This is a genomic window from Acetobacter fallax (genome assembly GCF_011516735.1).
GTDB classification, from domain to species: Bacteria; Pseudomonadota; Alphaproteobacteria; order Acetobacterales; family Acetobacteraceae; genus Acetobacter; species Acetobacter fallax.
On sequence record NZ_WOSX01000001.1, the window covers coordinates 403519 to 421437 of the forward strand.

At 59.0% G+C, this 17919-nt stretch carries 13 protein-coding genes and 1 riboswitch; of the genes, 6 read left to right on the plus strand and 7 right to left on the minus strand.

Annotated elements, in window-relative coordinates; genetic code table 11:
• Positions 1-46 precede the first annotated feature (46 nt).
• From GOB85_RS01770 to GOB85_RS01780, 3 genes are read right to left on the minus strand one after another with little or no spacing between them, the layout of a single operon-like run.
• The gene (locus GOB85_RS01770; RefSeq protein ID WP_173575863.1) at positions 47-1546 is read right to left on the minus strand and encodes an efflux transporter outer membrane subunit; all 1500 of its coding nucleotides are present in this window, start codon (positions 1544-1546) and stop codon (positions 47-49) included.
• Positions 1546-4698, minus strand: a complete 3153-nt coding sequence (locus GOB85_RS01775; RefSeq protein WP_173575864.1) for an efflux RND transporter permease subunit — start codon at positions 4696-4698, stop codon at positions 1546-1548. The genes GOB85_RS01770 and GOB85_RS01775 overlap by 1 nt, the downstream gene beginning before the upstream one ends.
• Positions 4699-4704: 6 nt before the next feature.
• Positions 4705-5874 carry an efflux RND transporter periplasmic adaptor subunit gene (locus tag GOB85_RS01780; protein ID WP_173575865.1) on the minus strand — a complete coding sequence of 390 codons (1170 nt, stop codon included), beginning with the start codon at positions 5872-5874 and terminating at the stop codon, positions 4705-4707.
• A 150-nt stretch (positions 5875-6024) separates the two neighbouring features.
• Here GOB85_RS01780 and GOB85_RS01785 point away from each other — a divergent pair, with 150 nt between their 5' ends.
• The 5 genes from GOB85_RS01785 to folE all read left to right on the plus strand — a co-directional run bounded on the left by GOB85_RS01785 (position 6025) and on the right by folE (position 11581).
• On the plus strand, positions 6025-6759 hold the full coding sequence (locus GOB85_RS01785) for a TetR/AcrR family transcriptional regulator (protein ID WP_338421609.1): 735 nt from the start codon (positions 6025-6027) through the stop codon (positions 6757-6759).
• Between the two features lie 141 nt (positions 6760-6900).
• Positions 6901-8766, plus strand: coding sequence for an AsmA family protein (locus GOB85_RS01790; RefSeq protein ID WP_242011202.1), 1866 nt, complete (start codon positions 6901-6903; stop codon positions 8764-8766).
• Between the two features lie 80 nt (positions 8767-8846).
• A riboswitch (SAM riboswitch) is annotated at positions 8847-8926 on the plus strand.
• A gap of 106 nt (positions 8927-9032) precedes the next feature.
• Positions 9033-10262 (plus strand): O-succinylhomoserine sulfhydrylase, encoded by a 1230-nt coding sequence (gene metZ, locus GOB85_RS01795; protein WP_173575866.1) that lies wholly within the window; start codon positions 9033-9035, stop codon positions 10260-10262.
• A gap of 150 nt (positions 10263-10412) precedes the next feature.
• Positions 10413-10871 carry a Co2+/Mg2+ efflux protein ApaG gene (gene apaG / locus GOB85_RS01800; protein WP_242011203.1) on the plus strand — a complete coding sequence of 153 codons (459 nt, stop codon included), beginning with the start codon at positions 10413-10415 and terminating at the stop codon, positions 10869-10871.
• Positions 10872-10948: 77 nt separating this feature from the next.
• Positions 10949-11581 (plus strand): GTP cyclohydrolase I FolE, encoded by a 633-nt coding sequence (gene folE, locus GOB85_RS01805; RefSeq protein WP_173575868.1) that lies wholly within the window; start codon positions 10949-10951, stop codon positions 11579-11581.
• Positions 11582-11873: 292 nt separating this feature from the next.
• Here the strand turns inward: folE and GOB85_RS01810 are convergent, their stop codons facing one another.
• Both GOB85_RS01810 and GOB85_RS01815 read right to left on the minus strand, forming a co-directional pair.
• Complete coding sequence (locus GOB85_RS01810; RefSeq protein ID WP_173575869.1) at positions 11874-12494, minus strand: POTRA domain-containing protein; 621 nt, start codon at positions 12492-12494, stop codon at positions 11874-11876.
• Between the two features lie 86 nt (positions 12495-12580).
• The gene (locus tag GOB85_RS01815) at positions 12581-13480 is read right to left on the minus strand and encodes an EamA family transporter (protein ID WP_173575870.1); all 900 of its coding nucleotides are present in this window, start codon (positions 13478-13480) and stop codon (positions 12581-12583) included.
• A 181-nt stretch (positions 13481-13661) separates the two neighbouring features.
• Here GOB85_RS01815 and GOB85_RS01820 point away from each other — a divergent pair, with 181 nt between their 5' ends.
• Positions 13662-15092, plus strand: coding sequence for a tetratricopeptide repeat protein (locus tag GOB85_RS01820; protein WP_173575871.1), 1431 nt, complete (start codon positions 13662-13664; stop codon positions 15090-15092).
• Positions 15093-15125: 33 nt separating this feature from the next.
• Here the strand turns inward: GOB85_RS01820 and parE are convergent, their stop codons facing one another.
• Together parE and GOB85_RS01830 are read right to left on the minus strand one after the other, a co-directional pair.
• A complete protein-coding gene (gene parE, locus GOB85_RS01825) occupies positions 15126-17159 on the minus strand; it encodes a DNA topoisomerase IV subunit B (protein WP_173575872.1) in 2034 nt (677 codons plus the stop codon).
• Between the two features lie 79 nt (positions 17160-17238).
• Positions 17239-17760: a hypothetical protein gene (locus GOB85_RS01830; RefSeq protein WP_173575873.1), complete on the minus strand. Its 522-nt coding sequence runs from the start codon at positions 17758-17760 to the stop codon at positions 17239-17241.
• Positions 17761-17919: the final 159 nt, after the last annotated feature.

Here is a 17919-nt window from a genome sequence, read left to right on the forward strand (position 1 = left end):
CTGTTTGCGTGTGAGACCGGCCCGGACAGTTCTGAACAAAATCTGCTCAGGGGGTCCAGGGGACTCTCGGCGATCTGGCGGTCTTTTCTGTCCATCCGCCGCCCAGGGCGCGATAGAATGTCACCAGATTCTCATAACGGGCCACCTGGACACCGATCTGCGACTGCTGCGCCTGGAGCAGTGTACGCTGGGAATCAAGCGTGTTGAGGTAGGAGTCGGTTCCGGCCTGGTAGCGCATTTTTGCCAGACGATAGGCGTCGGCGGAGGCCTTCACGAGATCGTCCATCCGGTGTCCCTGATCGAGATAGGTTGAGCGGGCGACAAGTGTGTCGGACACTTCTCTGAACGCTGTCTGGATTGCCTTTTCATAGGCTGCGACCTTCATATCGCGCGTTGTTTTTGCCACTTCGAGATTTCCCTGGTTCTGGCCCCAGGTGAAAATCGGGATGGAGATGTTGGGTTGCAGGCCCCACGTTGTCGCCGGAGCCGTGAAGAGGCGATGGAACATCAGACTGCTGACGCCATCCGTTGCCGTGAGCGTGATCTTCGGGAAAAACGCGGCTCTTGCGGCACCGATATTGGCGTTCGCGGAGAGGAGATCATGCTCGGCCGCAATGATGTCCGGCCGCCTGAACAGCAGATCCGAAGGCAGGCCGGCCGGCACGTTGGCTATAAGGGTCTGCGCGCCGAGCGGACGGGGTGGTGGCAGATCGGATGGGATCGGTGCGCCGATCAGCAGGGTGATTGCATTTTCGTCCTGCGCCACAAGGCGGACCTGCTGCGCATGAAGTTGCGCGGCCTGATCCACCTGCGTCTCGGCCTGACGCAGGGTGAGCATGTTTTCCTCGCCGTGATCGTAGCGCAGACGGATCAGTCGAAGATTTTCCGACAGGTTCGCGACCGCGTCACTGGCAACATCCAGCAACTCCCGGTCGCCAAGCCAGGCAACATAGGCCGTGGCGATCTGAGAAACGATGCTGATTCTCAGTGCACGCTCATTGGCGACCTGTTTGAGCGCGGCTTCGGCGGAGGCCTGTGACAGACTGCGAATGCGTCCGAACAGATCAATCTCGTAGGATGAGAAGCCAATTCCGGCACTGTAGTAACGGAATGTGGAAATACTCTCGCCCAGGCCCGGAGCGAAGCTGAAACCAGCGGTCTGTGACGGAGCCATGTACATCGCGGCACCGGTCGCGCCGATGGCGGGAAACAGTGAAGCGTGCTGCACATCATACTGAGCGGCGGCCTGTGTGATGCTTGCCGCGGCGGAGCGCAGATCACGATTTTCCTTCATCGCGATGGCAATCAGCGCTTTCAGCCGCGGATCGGTGAAAAAATCGGCCCATCCGAGATCGGCTGCCGGGGTTTGGAGCGCTGTTCCTTCAGGTTTTGTTTCTGATTTCGGTTCCTGCGGATAGGCAGGTGCCACCGGCGCTTTTGGACGATGGTAAGTCGGCGCCATGGTGCATGCGGACAGCAATGCCACGGAAAGTGGGATTGCCGCGATCGTCCGGGCTCTCCGACGGACGGTGGAGAGGGCCTTCATCAATGTGTCTCCGGAGACGCTGCCGAAGCAGGTGCGGGATTGTCCCCTCTCTCGCTGGCCCGCTTCACGCGGAACAGACGCAGGACGAGGACAAAGAACAGGGGAACGAAGTAGACGGCGAGGAGCGTAGCGGTAAGCATTCCGCCGACCACGGCGGTGCCGATGGCCTGGCGCGCGGAAGATCCGGCGCCGGACGCGATTGCCAGCGGAAAGACGCCGAGCACGAAGGCAATCGATGTCATCAGGATGGGGCGCAGGCGTTCCCGTCCCGCGTTCATCACGGCTTCTTCAAGAGACTGGCCACTTTCGAAGTTGGCCTTCGCGAATTCCACGATCAGAATGGCGTTTTTCACCGCGAGGCCAACGGTCGTCAGCAGACCGACCTGGAAGTAAACGTCGTTATCCATGCTGCGCCACAGCGTTGCGGCGATTGCGCCCAGGACACCGAGCGGGATGACCAGAACGACGGCCATCGGAATGGCCCAGCTTTCATAAAGTGCTGCCAGGCAGAGCAGGATGACGGTTGTTGCCAGGGCGTAAAGAGGACCTGTGGAAGAGCCGGCCGACATCTGTTCAAACGACAGACCGGTCCATTCGTAGCCGATACCACCCGGAAGCGAAGCAAGAATGTCTTTAATCGCACTGATCGCATCGCCTGAACTGTAGCCCGGCGACGGCTGGCCAAGGATTTCAAAGGCATTGAGGCCGTTATAATCCTCGACTTTCTGGGGGCCGACGATCCAGGAGCCACTGGCGATCGTATTGAAAGGCACCATCGTTCCGGTCACGTTACGCAGATACCACGCGCTGAGATCACCTGGCATCATGCGTGAATCGGCAACTCCCTGGATGTAGACCTGTTTTACGCGGTCATCGCGCATGAACTGGTTGACGTAGATGGAACCCAGAGCGCCTTCGACCAGCGTGTTGATATCCGCGATGGAGACACCGAGCGCACTGGCTTTTTCACGGTCGATATCCAGATGGTATTGCGGAGCGTCTTCCATTCCGTTTGGACGGACGGCCATCAGGCGCTTATCCTGCGACGCCCTGAAAAGGACCATATTGCGCGCCTGGAGCAATGCCGCGTGTCCGATATGTCCACGGTCCTCAAGTTCGAGATCAAAGCCTGACGCGTTACCCAGTTCGAGCACGGCTGGCGGGTTGATCGCGAAGATCTGGGCCTCGGGATCGCCCCAGAAATGCATCATGATCCGGCCGGCGATTGCGTCCACATTCTGACCGGCTCCGGTGCGCTCATCCCAGTCCTTCAGTTTGATGAAGAACGCGCCTGAATTCTGGCCCTGACCGGCGAAATTGAAGCCGTTCATGACGAAGACGGATTCGACATTTCGGGATTCAGTATCGAGAACGTATTTCGAGACTTTTGCTGTTACCTTCGCGGTCTGTTCCATTGTCGCGCCGGGCGGCAGCGTCACCTGACCGAAGATGAGTCCCTGATCTTCGTTGGGCAGAAAGCCTCCCGGAAGACGGGTGAACAGAAACACCGTACCGCCCACGATCAGGCAAAACACCAGAAGCGCGATAACGCGATTGCCGATCATCAGGCGGACACCAGACAGGTAACCGTTCGTCATGTGGGCAAAGCCGCGGTTAAATCGCCCGGCCAGACCTTTGGTTTTTTCATGCTGACCGGGTTTGAGCATGGTTGCGCAGAGAGCCGGCGTCATGGTCATGGCGACGAGGACGGAGAGCCACATGGCGGCGCAGATCGTGATTGAGAACTGGCGATAGATCACGCCCGTGGAACCGCCGAAGGCAGCCATGGGCAGAAAGACCGCTGTCAGCACGAGAACGATGCCGATCAGTGCGCCCGAGATCTCGTCCATCGACACGCGTGCGGCTTCACGGGGAGACAGATTTTTTTCCGTCATGACGCGTTCGACGTTTTCGACCACGACGATGGCGTCGTCGACCAGCAGACCGACGGCCAGAACCATGGCGAGCATGGTCAGGGTGTTGATGGAAAATCCGAGTACGGAGAGGAAACCGAAGGTGCCCAGCAGAACGACGGGGACCGCGATGGTCGGGATCAGGGTCGCCCGGAAATTCTGAAGGAATATCAGCATCACGAGGAAGACGAGGCCGATCGCTTCCGCCAGCGTGATAATGACTTCCCTGATCGACAGGACGATGAACGGCTCGGTATCGAGCGGATAAACCGTCTTGAGTCCGGGTGGATAAAACTTTTCAAGCTGGGTGATTTCGGCCCGGACGGCGGCCTCGGTCGCAAGCTGGTTCGCACCGGGCGAAAGCTTCAGCGCCATACCTGCGGAAGGTTTCCCGTTATAGACGGCGTAGGTGTTGTAAGTCTGAGCGCCCAGCTCAACTTTTGCTACATCCCCGATGCGCACCTGGGAACCGCCGGGCATGACTTTGAGCAGGATTTTCCGGAATTCTTCCGGCGAGGAAAGCCGGGTGGGGCCGATGATTGTCGCATCCAGTCCGATCCCCTCCTTAGCCGGGAGGCCGCCGAGTTCACCGGAGGAAACCTGCAGGTTCTGCGTCTGTATCGCGGCCTGAACGTCACCGACAGTCAGAGAATATTTGTAAAGTTTTTGCGGATCAAGCCAGATGCGCATGGCGTATTCGGAGCCGAACAGCGTGTGATCACCGACGCCGGAGACGCGTGCGAGCGGATCGGAGACGTTGGAGGCGACGTAATCCGAAATATCCTGTGCATCCATGGAGTTGTCAGTTGAAATGAAACTGACGACGAGCATGAAGTTCTTGACCGCCTTGGCGACAGTAATGCCCTGGGACGTGACTTCTGTCGGCAATCTGGGCTGTGCCAGTTGCAGTTTGTTCTGAACCTGGACCTGCGCGATGTCAGGATTGGTGCCCTGCGCGAAGGTCAGATCGATTTCCATCATTCCGGACGCGTAGGACTGGGCCGAAATGTATTCGAGGTGGTCCAGGCCGAACATCTGCTGAAGGATTGGCCGGACGACGGTGTTGTTTACCGTCTCGGCGGAAGCCCCCGGATAGGTGACGGTGAGTGAGACCTGTGGCGGCGCGATCGACGGATACTGGGCGATCGGCATGCGGAAGATCGCAACCGCGCCGACAAGCATGATGATGAGCCCGATCACCCATGCGAAAACGGGCCGGTCAATGAAAAAACGTGACATGCCGGTTTACTTTTTCTCTTCTGAGGGTGTGCCGCTGTCGAACGGAACCGGTTTCACCTTGTCGCCCGGATGCACTTTCTGCAGGCCGACGACGATGACGCGATCGCCCTGTTTCAGGCCGCTGCTGACGATCCAGTCGGCACCGTTTGCACTTCCTGTGGCGACCTGGCGCAATTCCACTTTGTCATCCGCGTTGAGAGCGAAGACCTGCGGGTCGCCGTGGGTGTTTCGGGTAACGGCCTGCTGCGGCACGAGGAGGGCATTCGGATCGATGCCTTCATCCAGCGTTGCATGCACATACATACCGGGCAGCAGAAGTTTATTTGGGTTCGGGAAGACAGCGCGGACCACGACGGTTGCGGTTGCTTCATCGACATTGACTTCGCTGAACTGCATCCGGCCGGGCAACTCATAGGTTGAGCCATCTTCCATCTGCAGGCTGACCGGAACGGTGTTGTCAGGGTTTGTGTGAATCCGGCCGGAAGCCACCTCGCGGCGGAATCTCAGCAGAGAGATCGCTGGCAGATTCACATCCACGAAAATCGGATCGAGGCGTGTGACGACGGCGAGATTAGCGGTCTGTCCGGTTGTTGCGAGCGCGCCGACGGTGAGAAGCGACCGTCCGATCCGGCCTGTGATAGGCGAATTAACTTTTGTGTAGCGCAGGTTGACCGCGGCGGACTCCACCTGCCCTTTTGCAATCAGAATCTGTGCATCGGCTGCCCTCGCGGCGGCCAGCGCATCGTCATATTCCTGCTTGCTGACGGCGTGCGCCTTCATGAGCGGGCCGTAGCGTTCCAGTTTTGCTCTGGCTGTGACGGCGTTTGCATTCGCCTGAGCGAGCTGGCCGCTGGCGCTGTCATAGGTCGCCTGATAGGGACTCGGGTCGATCTGATAGAGTTGCTGCCCGGCGACGACGTCGGCGCCTTCCGTAAAGAGGCGCTTCTGGATAACACCGTTCACCTGCGGGCGGACCATCGCGATTTCGAATGCCTCAAGACGCCCTGGCAACTGAGAGCTGACATGCACGGAGCGGCCTTCGATGGTGACGATCTGAACCTGCTGGGGAGGCGGAGCGCCCTGCTGTGCGGGCTTTCGGCCGCAGCCGTCCAGGACAAGGAGACTCGCAGCAGAAAGCAGCAAGGCTGTGACGGGAATACGAAAGGGCCTGTTCACGAATGCATCCTGCCGACCGAAAAGATAAGTGTATGGGGACTGCCAGCCCTGCGTCACCGATCGGATAAAAATCCGGGAGCAGAGTTGGTTTGCCTGGAAATAGAAACTATATAGTTTCCCAACCCCCGGTCAAGATGGGAAAAACGGGACGTGAAAGACGAAACCGGACGGAAGAACAAGGAAGTGTGCGGACAGCAGGCGCCGCGCTGCTCTTCCGCGCGTGGACCTGGCCGACCGCCGGAAATGGAGGAGTGCGAGCGCCGGCAGCGCATCCTGACGGCTGCCTGCGAGATTCTGCAGGCGCACGGTTATCACGCGGCATCCATGGATAAGGTCGCGCAATGTTCCGGGATGTCCAAGCGCACGCTCTATCAGCTCTATCCTTCAAAGCAGGAACTTTTTCTCTCGCTGATCGGCGCCCGGCTGTTTTGCCTGCCACCGCATGTTCGTGAAGGGGCTGCCACTCCGGAGGATGAACTGGGGAGCCTTCTTCTTGAGGTGGCGAAATGGCTGTTGCGTCCTGATCAGATTGAACTGATCCGCGCTATTATGGCTGAGGCGCCGGAAGCGCCGGATATTACCGAGATCATGCTCAGCCTGAAGAAGGGCGGTGAGACCAACGCGTTCAACCGCTGGCTGCGGGATTACTGCACGGTCTCCGGTCATCCTGAAGCTGACGTCAACGAACTGGGACGTCAGCTGTTCGGCATGACGATTGGCGAACTGATGCTGAACGGACTGATTGGCGCGGGTGGATATCTGGAGCCGGCAGCAGTAGAGCGATTTGTTACGTCCGGGGCCAGGCTGTTTCTTGCCGGGCTGACTGCCGGATGGGCGCGGGATGCGGTAAGTCATGCTCCTGAAACGACCGGGCCGCCTCCTTAAGAGCGCACTGGTCTGTCGCGTGTCGTGGCCGGTCATCATCATGATCCGGTCATCGGTTACGCAAAGCAGGGACGGCTTCTGCTTCCCCTAAGTCCGGCGGGACATGCCGACTCCCGCGCCATTGCGAAATGAGTTCCGGTTTTGCGTCGACTTCCTGCTCTTCTGATCGGTGCCGTGACGGCGACGACAGCTCTTGTCACTACAGCCTTCCTGATGGCAGACCATATCGACCTCTCTTCATTCGCGGCGCGCCGGCTGGCTGCCGCGACGGGGCGGGCCGCGCATATCGGCTCGCTCCGTGTTACGCCGGGGCGCTGGATTACGGTCGAACTCAGTGATGTGCATCTTGCCAATGTCACGGGTGGAAGTCGGCCGGACATGATCACGCTGGAGCATCTGCACACGCAGATAAGGCTGATGTCGCTGCTTCATGGTCCTGTCGAGACCCGCGATCTTGTGCTGACCGGTTTTTCCGGACTCTTTGAGAGAACCCCTGATCGCAGGCCGAACTGGCGCTTTGGGCCGCCAGTGGCAAAACCTGCTGCGCCCGCATCTGCTGCGCCCGCTCCTGCTGACCAGAGCTGGTTTCCCGGACTGCGGCAGGCGACGATCCGGGGCAGCGAGGTCATTTACCGGACCGCGCGCGGGCACACGTATCGTGCCGGACTGGACAATATTGTTTTTTCATCAGTCAGCGACAGTTCACCTTTTCTGATGACCGTGAACGGGGCTTATAACACGACCCCGGTTGCGATCACGGCGAAGATGCAGCCAATCTCGATGCTGCGTCAGGCGGGAAAGCCTTATGGAGCCAGCATTCATGCCAGTTCGGGTGACCTGACGCTCGATCTGGAAAGCACCATCACCGATCTGTTCGATTTTGATGGCGTTGCCGGAAAACTCGTTCTGCGCACACCGACCTCCGCGCCTCTGATGGCATTTGCGGGGATGCCTGCCTCTGATTTTGTCATGACGCTGGGGCTTGATGGTCACTTTGTTCATCAGGGGAATGTCTGGTCACTCGATCACACGACCGGACGCTTCGGGGAAAACCCGATCACAAACGCCGATGTGGTTTTCACGGAAGGGGCTTCTGGCAAGCCCGACCGGATTACCGGCAATGTCAGTTTTGCTTCGCTTGATCTGAACAGGCTGACTGGCGGGAGCGGATCGACCTCGCAGAAACAGACTGACATTCCGCTGGACGTGCCGGCGCGACCTGATCCTCTGATTGATGTTCAGCTTGGTGCCCGGGAAGTTCGTTACAATGCGCTGACTTTTTCGGATGCGTCGGTTGCTCTGTCGCAGACTCCGAACAGAATTGACGTGAAATCGCTCTCTTTCGGGTGGCTTGGGGCGCATCTGCATGCGTCCGGGTCGTTGCTGTCTGCTGCGGAGGGTGCACGGGCACGGGCGGCTGTTGATGTAACGGGCGCTGATATTGACCGGTTCAGGCGCCAGGCCGGTCTGGCGGCGATCCCGATCAGTGGTGCGCTGAGTTTTCGGGCCGCGGCTGAGGCGAATGACGTGCGCACGCTGAACCAGGCTGTGCAGGTGGCGGATCTGACAGCTGCTGTTGGGATGAACAACGGGGCGATTTCCCGTAAAGTTATCGCCATGGCATCGACGGATGTCAGTCTGCTGGTGCGTCGCGTGACCGGGACGGCGCCGGTGTCATGCCTTCTTGGCGTTATGACGCTGCATCATGGTTCGGGAACGGTGGTGCCGTTGCGGATCAGTTCAGCGGCGGGGTCGGTCATTGGGGCTGCGATCTTTGATCTGAACCGCAAATGGTTCGATCTGGCGTTTCAGAGCCGGGCTCCGGGGCTGTTTGCGCTTGATGTGCCGATCCGTGTGAGCGGGAGTTTCAGCAATCCCGGGTTTGGGCTGGCCGGCTGGTCTGAAAAAGGCCGGGGGCTTCTGAAGAGTGCCAGAGCCATCAGTGTATTGCCGCCGGAGATTGAGAGTTTCACGCCCGGAAAGGCGTGTCTTCGCGTCACCTTCTGATGGTGCAACCGTGCCAGACGGCCGTGGCAGTTGACGGCGACGCGAGTCATCCGCAATAACCCACCCTTTCCCGCCGCTGGCGGCAGGGACCTCGTGATTTGTATGGCCGGCTTGCGGCGAGGATAAAGAACCGCGCTAAAGAGGCTCTGGCAGGCATCTGCATGCAGGCCAAGGTTTCCACGGTCGATGACCCATGCGCGGGACGGCGGTGATTCGCTCTCCATTTCCGTTACGTGCGATGGATTAAGGACAGAATCGAGACCGCGATGACTGATAAGACAGAAAACACGTCAGGTTCCGCTGCATGGCGGACTGCCACCCGGCTGCTTCATGCCGGTGTTGAGCGTACGCCGTATGGCGAGACCAGTGAGGCCCTCTTTCTTACCTCCGGCTTTGTCTATGACAGTGCCGAACAGGCGGCCGCGACGTTCACGGGTGATGCAGTGCATTACCAGTATTCCCGTTTTGGAAATCCGACGGTTGACGCATTGCAGCGTCGTCTCGCTGATCTGGAGGGCGCGGAAGCCTGTATAGCGACGGCCACGGGCATGGGGGCGGTATCTTCCGCGCTTCTTGCTCAGGTAAAAGCCGGGGATCGCGTTGTGGCGTCCCGTGCTCTGTTCGGCTCGTGTCACTGGATCATTGCTCATCTGCTGCCGCAATACGGGGTGGAAACCGTTTTTGTCGACGGGGATGACCTGAATGCCTGGGGCGCGGCACTCAGCAAGCCGACGGCCGCCGTGCTGATTGAGAGTCCGTCCAACCCGATGCTTGATGTGCTGGATATCGCGGCGGTGTCTGAGCGTGCCCATGCGGCTGGCGCTATCGTGATTGTCGACAACGCGTTTGCATCGCCGGTGTATCAGAAGCCACTCGCGCTTGGGGCGGACGTGGTCGTGTATTCCTGCACCAAGCACATCGATGGTCAGGGCCGTGTGCTGGGTGGAGCAATCCTCGGCCGTGAGGCGTGGATCAATGAGGTTGTGCTGCCGTTCACCCGCAATACTGGCAACAGCCTGTCTCCCTTCAATGCCTGGATCATGCTCAAAAGCCTTGAGACCCTGCCCCTGCGCGTCGATGCCATGACCCGTAACGCTGCCACTGTTGCCGACTGGCTGGCTGATGCGCCGGGTGTTGTCAGCGTGCGCTATCCTGGACGGACGGATCATCCGCAGCATGAGATTGCGAAACGGCAGATGAGTGGTTTCGGTTCGCTGGTGGCATTTGAGGTGGCTGGTGGCCAGGAGGGCGCGTTCGCGTTTCTCGATGCTTTGCAGGTTATCCTGATCTCCAATAACCTTGGCGACGCACGGTCGCTTGCCACGCATCCGGCGACGACCACGCATATGAAGATCGGCCCTGAGGAGCGTGCGCGTCTGGGGATCTCGGATGGTGCGATCAGGTTGTCGGTTGGCCTTGAAGATGCCGCCGATCTCACTGACGATCTTGCGCGGGGTATCGCGGCGCTGAAGTCACGTGGCTTTGTGGCCGGATGAGATTCTGAAACAACACTGCCCCCCTGACGGGTTTGCGTCACGGGGGCGGCTCCGGACGAACATTTCGTCTGGTCGGGCTGTCCGCTCTGACCAGACCAGGTTCCGGTGATTTACAAGGGGGTAGAACCCGCGATGTCCTCCAGGCCGCCAATGCCGCCGAAACTTTTCACAGATCCGGAAGCGGCGCTTTCCGAAGCGATTGCCAGTCTGCCTGCTTATGAGGACACGACGGAAGGCGTGCGGGTGATCGTGCGCGCTTTCTGGCTCGACGATCAGTCGCAGCCGGAGGAACATAATTACTGCTGGGGTTATCGGATCCGCATCGAGAACCACAGTGACAGAACGGTGCAACTGCTCGAACGCTCGTGGGAAATCATTGATGGTCTGGGGCATATTGATCGCGTCCGGGGGGACGGCGTCATTGGCGAGCAGCCTGTGATCGAAGCGGGTTCCGGCTTTGAATATACCTCCGGGGCAGCCCTTGATACGCCGAGTGGCATCATGCGCGGCCTCTACCGGATGATCGAGGAGCCCACGGGACGTTTGTTTGACGTTCGTATCCCGCCCTTCAGTCTGGACAGTCCGTATCAGTCTGGTCTCGTGCATTAAGCCTTCCCGATCAGACACCGCGCCTCTGACGCGTGATGTCGCGCCGGCCATAACCTGTGAAAAAGAGATTTTACGTCATGAGCAATTCGTCCGCTCCGAATGTCCCCCTGCCCCCGGGTTCACGTCCGTCCCGGCAGGAAGCTGAGGATGCCGTGCGCGTTCTTTTGCGATGGGCGGGCGAGGATCCGCAGCGCGAGGGGCTGCATGACACGCCGTCCCGCGTGGCCCGGTCTTATGAGGAATTTTTCGAGGGCTATCACGTTAACCCGGAAGAACTTCTTGCACGGACATTTTCCGAAGTTGATGATTACGACGAGATTGTTCTGCTTCGTGACATCCGGTTCGAGAGCCACTGCGAGCATCACATGGCGCCGATCATCGGGCGGGCGCATGTTGCCTATCTGCCGCGACGTCGGGTGGTGGGGATTTCAAAACTGGCGCGGGTTGTTGATGCGTATGCGCGACGGTTCCAGATTCAGGAGCGTCTGACGGCGCAGATTGCCAACACGATCGACACCGTTCTGGAGCCTCACGGGACGGCGGTTATTCTGGAGGCCGGACACCAGTGCATGACGACACGGGGCGTGCATCGTCCGGGCGTTTCAATGGTGACGAGCCGTATGCTTGGTGTGTTCAGGGAAAATTCCGACACGCGTCGGGAACTGATGGCGATGCTTAATCGTCCGGCGATTGGTGAACTGTCTGCCTGACCGGAACGGATGACTGCTTTCAGGTATTTCGTTCGCCTGAAAGCATCCATTATCCGCCTGTCAGACCAGCCAGCGTTGCGGCTGACACACGGAAAGAGGGCCGCGCTCCCTTCCTGGTTCGGGCAGCGCCCGGGCTTTTTTCATGTCATTCAGCTTTATGCGTGCTGGTCTTATACCAACCCGCATAAAGTTGAATGACAAACCGGATTCCAAAGGTCTGCGAGCTTTGGCGGGGTGTGGAGCAGAGCTGCGAGACTCTCTTTCCGTGTGCCGATCTCAATCCGGGCTGGCATTATTTTTCCACGATGTTCCATGTCACTACGAAGTGATTCGGGACGGGTGAACTTGGCGTCATGCCAACGGACGCGCTGATCTGCTTGCTTTTGTAAAGGTCAGAGATTGCTTTCTGATCGGCTTTTACCGCGTCATCGGAGACCGGAGAACCCGGACGCAGCTTTGTCGCGGCTGTCAGGGCGTCGGTCGGGATTTTGGAGTTACCTGAGAAAACCACACCATCGACGACGGGCGCAGCGAGTGGCGCCTGCTCTGTAATGGCCCAGGACACGTCCACCGTATTACCGGTGAACTTCAAGCCACCACCGAACGAACCGCCGATATTTTTCGACTTGTAAAGGTTTTCAACGGCGTCCAGTCCCTGACTGATCTGGTCCTGTGACACCAGGTCTCCGACATGAAATGGAACCACGCTCATGATGTCCGCTGTGGAAACCAGCTTGTTTCCCGTAATATGAAGTCCTTTGAGCTTGAGAGGCTCATTGGCGCCCGGAGTGGCGGCCTGAGCGCTTTCTGCGGGGGGGACAGCGAGCACGGTCACGCCAGACAGCATGAGTCCGAGGCCGGCAGCCAGATGACGCAGCCTGAAGCTGCTGGAACGTGGCGGGATTTCGGTCATGAAGAAGGCGCTCCGGGTTATTTACTGATTGCCATGATGCACACGAGCCTCGTGCTGCCAAGGCCATTGGTCCTGTTTCGTATTCGTCATGGCGGCGGCTCGGGGATTTCCGGCGAATGACCAGTCATAACGACGCCGGCGGAGGCTGTGACGATCGACAGGATTCCGAGGATGTTCGCAACTGAAAGAGTTTCTCCGAGCAGGAGAAAACCGGTGCAGCCTGCGGCCACCGGTTCAAGGCTGTAGAGAACGCCCAGATCCCTGGTGGAAAGTTTGCTCATCGCCAGGCATTCCAGCGTGTAGGGCAGCGCCGATGACAGCAGCGCGACGAGGAAGGCTGCCGGCAGATAATGCATCTGTGCAGGTGCTGTCGTGCCAAGTGTCAGGATAAGCAGCGGGGAGATGAAGACGGTACCCGAAACGAGGCCCAGCGCTGCCGCCATCTTTGGTTCGACGATGGCCGTCAGGCGTTTGCCGGAGAGAATATAAAGTGCCCAGCACACTGAGGCCAGAGACGCCTCCAGCAGCCCGATGGGGTCAAGGTTTCCCATATCTGTATGCGGGCGGAGCAGAAGAATGAGGCCTGCAACCGTGAGCGCAAGCCAGAAGAGATCCTTCAGGCCGCGTGAGTGCCACAGGCCCAGCAACAGGGGACCGATGAATTCGATCCCCACGACAATACCCATCGGCAGACGGTCCAGCGCGAGATAGAAAAACAGATTCATCAGGGCTGTGGTCGCGCCGTAGGGCAGTGCCGCACGCCAGGCTGCGGGACTCCTGATTTTCAGGGGGCGCAGAATGATGGTGAGCACGAGAGCCGCGAAGCCGATGCGCAGGCTGGTCACGCCCGCCGCGCCGAAGACCGGAAAAAGTGATTTCGCACAGGATGCGCCGAGTTGCAGAGAGGCAATCGATCCCAGCATTTGCGCCACTGCCATAATCCTGGGCAGGCCTGCTGGCGTTCCGGCACTGGCTCGGGCGGACATGGATTGTCTCTCTCAGAATGACAGCTTTGTGCCGGTGACAGTGCCAGTCCTGAGCTGACGGCACCAGACAGGCGAATGCTTGTCCGCTCACTGTTTTTTAAATGGTCCGGGTGAAACTTCGGGCATGAAGCAAAACCCCTCGCCAGCTCCTGTTCCGACACCGGTCGCCCCGGATTTTTCCATGCCCGCCGACGAAAAGGGCGAAGCATTGCAGCGCGCGGGCCGGCTGGATGAAGCGGCTGTTGCGTATCGGGAGGCGCTTGCCCGAAACCCTGATGATGCACGCATATTGAGCAATTACGGAGGACTTCTCTGGGGTCTGGGAGCGTTTGAGCAGGCGCATGGTATGCTGATGCGTGCTGTCACTCTGGCTCCTGATCTTCCGGATGCATGGAGCAATCTGGGGAATGTGCTCCAGCAGTTTCAGCGTTACGATGAGGCGATTGCGGCGTATTCAAACTGCCTGCGTCTGAACCCGGTTCATCCTCTTGCTCTCAGTAATCTGGGCGTGGCTCTGGATTGTCGGGGAGAGCACGCAGCGGCACAGAAATTCCATCGGATTGCCGTGCGGCTTGCGCCGGATAATGCCGAAAATCATACGAATTTTGCAATTTCGCTGCTCTCCGGTGGAGATTATCGGAGTGGCTTTGCTGAATATGAGTGGCGCTGGAAGACACGCACCACACGCCATCACGGACTGACAGCCCCTTTGTGGACGGGAGCGTCTTTCGAAGGAAAGACGCTTCTGATCCACACAGAAGGCGGTTTTGGTGACATGCTTCAGTTCGCACGGTTCATTCCGCTCGCTGCTGAGCGTGGTGGCAATATTATCGTAAGTGTACGGCCGGAGCTTTCTGATCTCCTGAGACAGTCCTTTCCCGGCTATCAATTTGTGACGACGGAAGAGCCTGTTCCCTGGCATGATCTGCAATGCCCTGTGCTCAGTCTTCCGCTCGCGCTTGGCGTCGCGCTGGATACGATTCCGGCCTCGGGTGGGTTTCTCGCTGCAAATCCACAGAAAGTCGCTTTTTGGGCACAGCAGCTTGCAGAGAACGACATAAAGTTCGGGCGGGTTGCCGATCCTCTTCGGATCGGCCTCGTCTGGGCTGGCGCACCGCACGCGGAAATCAGGGAGGCGGAAATCACTGACCGGAGGCGGTCGACCAGTCTTGAGACCCTGGCGCCACTGGCCACGGCTGCTCCTGATGCCCTGTTTTACTCGCTTCAGGTTGGGGACAAAGCAAAACAGGCACAGCACCCGCCAGCGGGCATGCGGCTTATTGACGACACCGCCAGCCTGCATAATTTTGATGATACCGCCGCTCTGATCAGCAATCTGGATCTCGTTATTGCTGTGGACACCTCGACCGCGCATGTCGCCGCAGGGCTTGGTAAGCCCGTATGGCTGCTGTCGCGCTATGACCAGTGCTGGCGATGGCTTGCCCACCGGACAGATTCGCCGTGGTATGATTCTATCAGGATTTATCGGCAGGATAAGCCGCTGGACTGGTCCGGGCCGGTCCAGCGGATCGTTGAGGATCTGAAAGTGCTCGACGCCAGCGATAAAGCTCGTTCAGACCGGAAAGAACTTAATACAGCAGATCAGGACTAACCCCCTGCCCGCCATGGCGGGCTGCCTGACACCCTAAATATCAAGCAGTTCCACAGACTGCGCGTGTTCCTGGATAAAGGCGAAGCGCAGCTCGGGCTTTCGTCCCATCAGGCTTTCGACCCGTTCCCGGGTTTCTGCGCGGTCTTCCGGCCTGGCAATAACACGCAGCAAGGTCCGGCGGGTCGGATCCATTGTCGTGTCCTTCAGGTCTTTGGGAGGCATCTCTCCGAGACCTTTGAAGCGCGAGACTTCGACTTTTGTGTTGACCCTGAACTGCGTTTTTACTTTCCGCTCCCGGTCGGCATCATCCATTGCGTAGACTGTTTTAGCGCCCTGCGTCAGGCGGTAAAGCGGCGGCTGCGCGAGATAGAGATGTCCGGCCCGGATCAGTTCCGGCAATTCACGGTAGAAAAACGTCATGAGCAGAGAAGCGATGTGGGCACCATCGACATCTGCATCGGTCATGATGATGACGCGGCCATAACGGAGTTTCGTCAGATCAAAGTGATCTCCGTTTCCGCAGCCAAGAGCTTCGACCAGATCGCGAAGTTCCTGATTGGCCCGCATCTTCTCATTTGTGGCGCTCGCCACATTGAGGATTTTCCCTCGCAGCGGCAGAACGGCCTGCGTTTCCCGGTTTCGGGCCTGCTTGGCCGAACCGCCGGCCGAATCGCCTTCGACCAGAAAAATCTCTGTCTCGGCGGCTTTTTCACGGGTGCAGTCGGTCAGTTTACCGGGAAGACGGAGCCTGCGTGTAGCACTTTTGCGTGGCGTATCTTTCTGTTCACGGCGTCGCACACGATCTTCCGCGCGCTCCACGACGAAGGCGAGAAGCGCATCGGCCTGCGTGGGATTGGCTGAGAGCCAGTGATCGAAGCGATCCCGCAAAGCGGTTTCGACAAGCTTCGATGCTTCTGAGCTGGTCAGTTTTTCCTTGGTCTGTCCCTGAAACTGCGGATCGCGGATGAACAGCGACAACTGTGCTGCGACGGCTCCGAGAATATCCTCAGCTGTGATGATCGTGGCGCGCCGGTTCGAGCGCTGTTCACCCCACGCACGCAGGCCTTTCAGCAGGGCGGCGCGGCAGCCGGTCTCGTGTGTTCCACCCAGCGGCGTGGGGATTGTATTACAGAACGAAACGAAGCTGGCGTTGCCCGACTCAAGGAAGCCGATCGCCCATTCAACCCGCCCTGTGGCGTTTCCGTTGATCTCGGGGAGATCGGCTGAGCCGGCCCAGAGCGGTGCGAGCAACGGTGCGGCTGGCCCGAGTTCATCCGCAAGGCTGTCCGCCAGACCACCAGGGAAATGGAGCACTGCCTCAGACGGGGTTGAATCCCCGCTGCGGATCAGTGAGGGGTCGCAGCTCCAGCGGATTGTCACGCCGCGAAAGAGAAACGCCTTGGACCGGCAGAGGCGATAAAGGCGGGCCGCCTGAAAAACATGTGTACCGAAAATCTCGGGGTCCGGATGAAAGCGGATCTGTGTGCCCCGCCGGTTCGGCGCCGCGCCGACTTTTTCGACCGGACCGAGCGGAAGACCACGGGCATAGAGCTGCCGCCACAGAACGCGGTCGCGGGCGACTTCGACTTCAAACGCTGAGGTCAGCGCATTGACGACTGACGAGCCGACGCCGTGCAGACCGCCAGACGTTTCGTAGGATTTACCCGAGAATTTTCCACCGGCGTGCAGCGTCGTGAAGATCACCTCCAGCGCGGACCGGTCAGGAAAACGAGGATGGGGATCGACCGGGATGCCACGCCCGTTGTCACGAATCGTCAGCCAGTTGTCGCGCTCAAGCGTGACATCGATCGTGGACGCATGACCGGCAACAGCTTCGTCCATTGAGTTATCGAGAATCTCGGCGGCGAGATGATGGAGCGCGGTTTCGTCCGTCCCGCCGATATACATGCCCGGACGGCGCCTGACAGGCTCAAGTCCCTCAAGAACCTCGATCGCGCTGGCATCGTAGCGATTGTCCCCGGCCGCCGATGGCGCCGGGGCAGCGCGTGGCTCTCTGGATTCAGGCTGCTTCGGGGAGGCCCCGTCTGTCGAGAAGAGATCACTCATGGCGGGTCTGTCCCCCGGCGCGCAGGATTCGTCAAGAAGTCTCTCGCACGCCTTCGGCTTTCAGACAGCCGGCAATGCGTCAGGCGCGCTTTGTGCGGCTGCGCCGTCTTGCCGGACTCTTATCGACCGAAGGTGCTTCGCAGGTCTCGAACACTGCAGGCTGCACAATATCTTTAGCCTGTGCGTAGCTCGACAGATCATGATCGTTATCGAGAGCGGCGACCTCATCAAACATCCCCAGTCGCTGGAGACAGAAAATCGTTCCGGACTGGACGCCGCGTTCAGACTGAACATTTGCAAGCTGCGTGATGTAATCATCATGCTCGCGCTGGGCGCTCTTGCCGTAAGTCGTCTTGAAATAGGTATTCAGACGCTGCTCGCCGGCCAGCAGGCTGCCACGAAATTTTGCCACGAAGTCATTGTAGCGGTCCTGAGCCCTGCACGACAGGGCCGTGACCATAAGTTCGCTTTTCAGTCCCTGAATATCGAAAGCTTCGCGAGCCGGAGAACTTCCGCAACTCGCTGCGGAAGCCAGCGTGCTGCATGACAGGCCGGCGACGAGGATTCCGGCGACAGCAAAACGAGAGAAAGCCGAGGACATGAAAAGTCTCTCCAAAGAAGATTCGCGCCATGTGATATGCCCGCGCAGTTCACCGGTGGCGAGAATTTTTTGAAACCTGTTTGTGGAGTGGTTGCGCTATAACGCGGATTTAAAAGATAAACCATTGCCCTTCAATAAATTGCATACCTGCCACGCCCT

Bases quoted from the DNA above. Each gene is read 5' to 3' on its own strand.
- metZ (WP_173575866.1), top strand. From the start codon at position 9,033: ATGACTGATAAGACAGAAAACACGTCAGGTTCCGCTGCATGGCGGACT.
- apaG (WP_242011203.1), top strand. From the start codon at position 10,413: ATGCCGCCGAAACTTTTCACAGATCCGGAAGCGGCGCTTTCCGAAGCG.
- GOB85_RS01770 (WP_173575863.1), bottom strand. From the start codon at position 1,546: ATGAAGGCCCTCTCCACCGTCCGTCGGAGAGCCCGGACGATCGCGGCA.
- GOB85_RS01815 (WP_173575870.1), bottom strand. From the start codon at position 13,480: ATGTCCGCCCGAGCCAGTGCCGGAACGCCAGCAGGCCTGCCCAGGATT.
- folE (WP_173575868.1), top strand. From the start codon at position 10,949: ATGAGCAATTCGTCCGCTCCGAATGTCCCCCTGCCCCCGGGTTCACGT.
- GOB85_RS01810 (WP_173575869.1), bottom strand. From the start codon at position 12,494: ATGACCGAAATCCCGCCACGTTCCAGCAGCTTCAGGCTGCGTCATCTG.
- parE (WP_173575872.1), bottom strand. From the start codon at position 17,159: ATGAGTGATCTCTTCTCGACAGACGGGGCCTCCCCGAAGCAGCCTGAA.
- GOB85_RS01830 (WP_173575873.1), bottom strand. From the start codon at position 17,760: ATGTCCTCGGCTTTCTCTCGTTTTGCTGTCGCCGGAATCCTCGTCGCC.
- GOB85_RS01820 (WP_173575871.1), top strand. From the start codon at position 13,662: ATGCCCGCCGACGAAAAGGGCGAAGCATTGCAGCGCGCGGGCCGGCTG.
- GOB85_RS01775 (WP_173575864.1), bottom strand. From the start codon at position 4,698: ATGTCACGTTTTTTCATTGACCGGCCCGTTTTCGCATGGGTGATCGGG.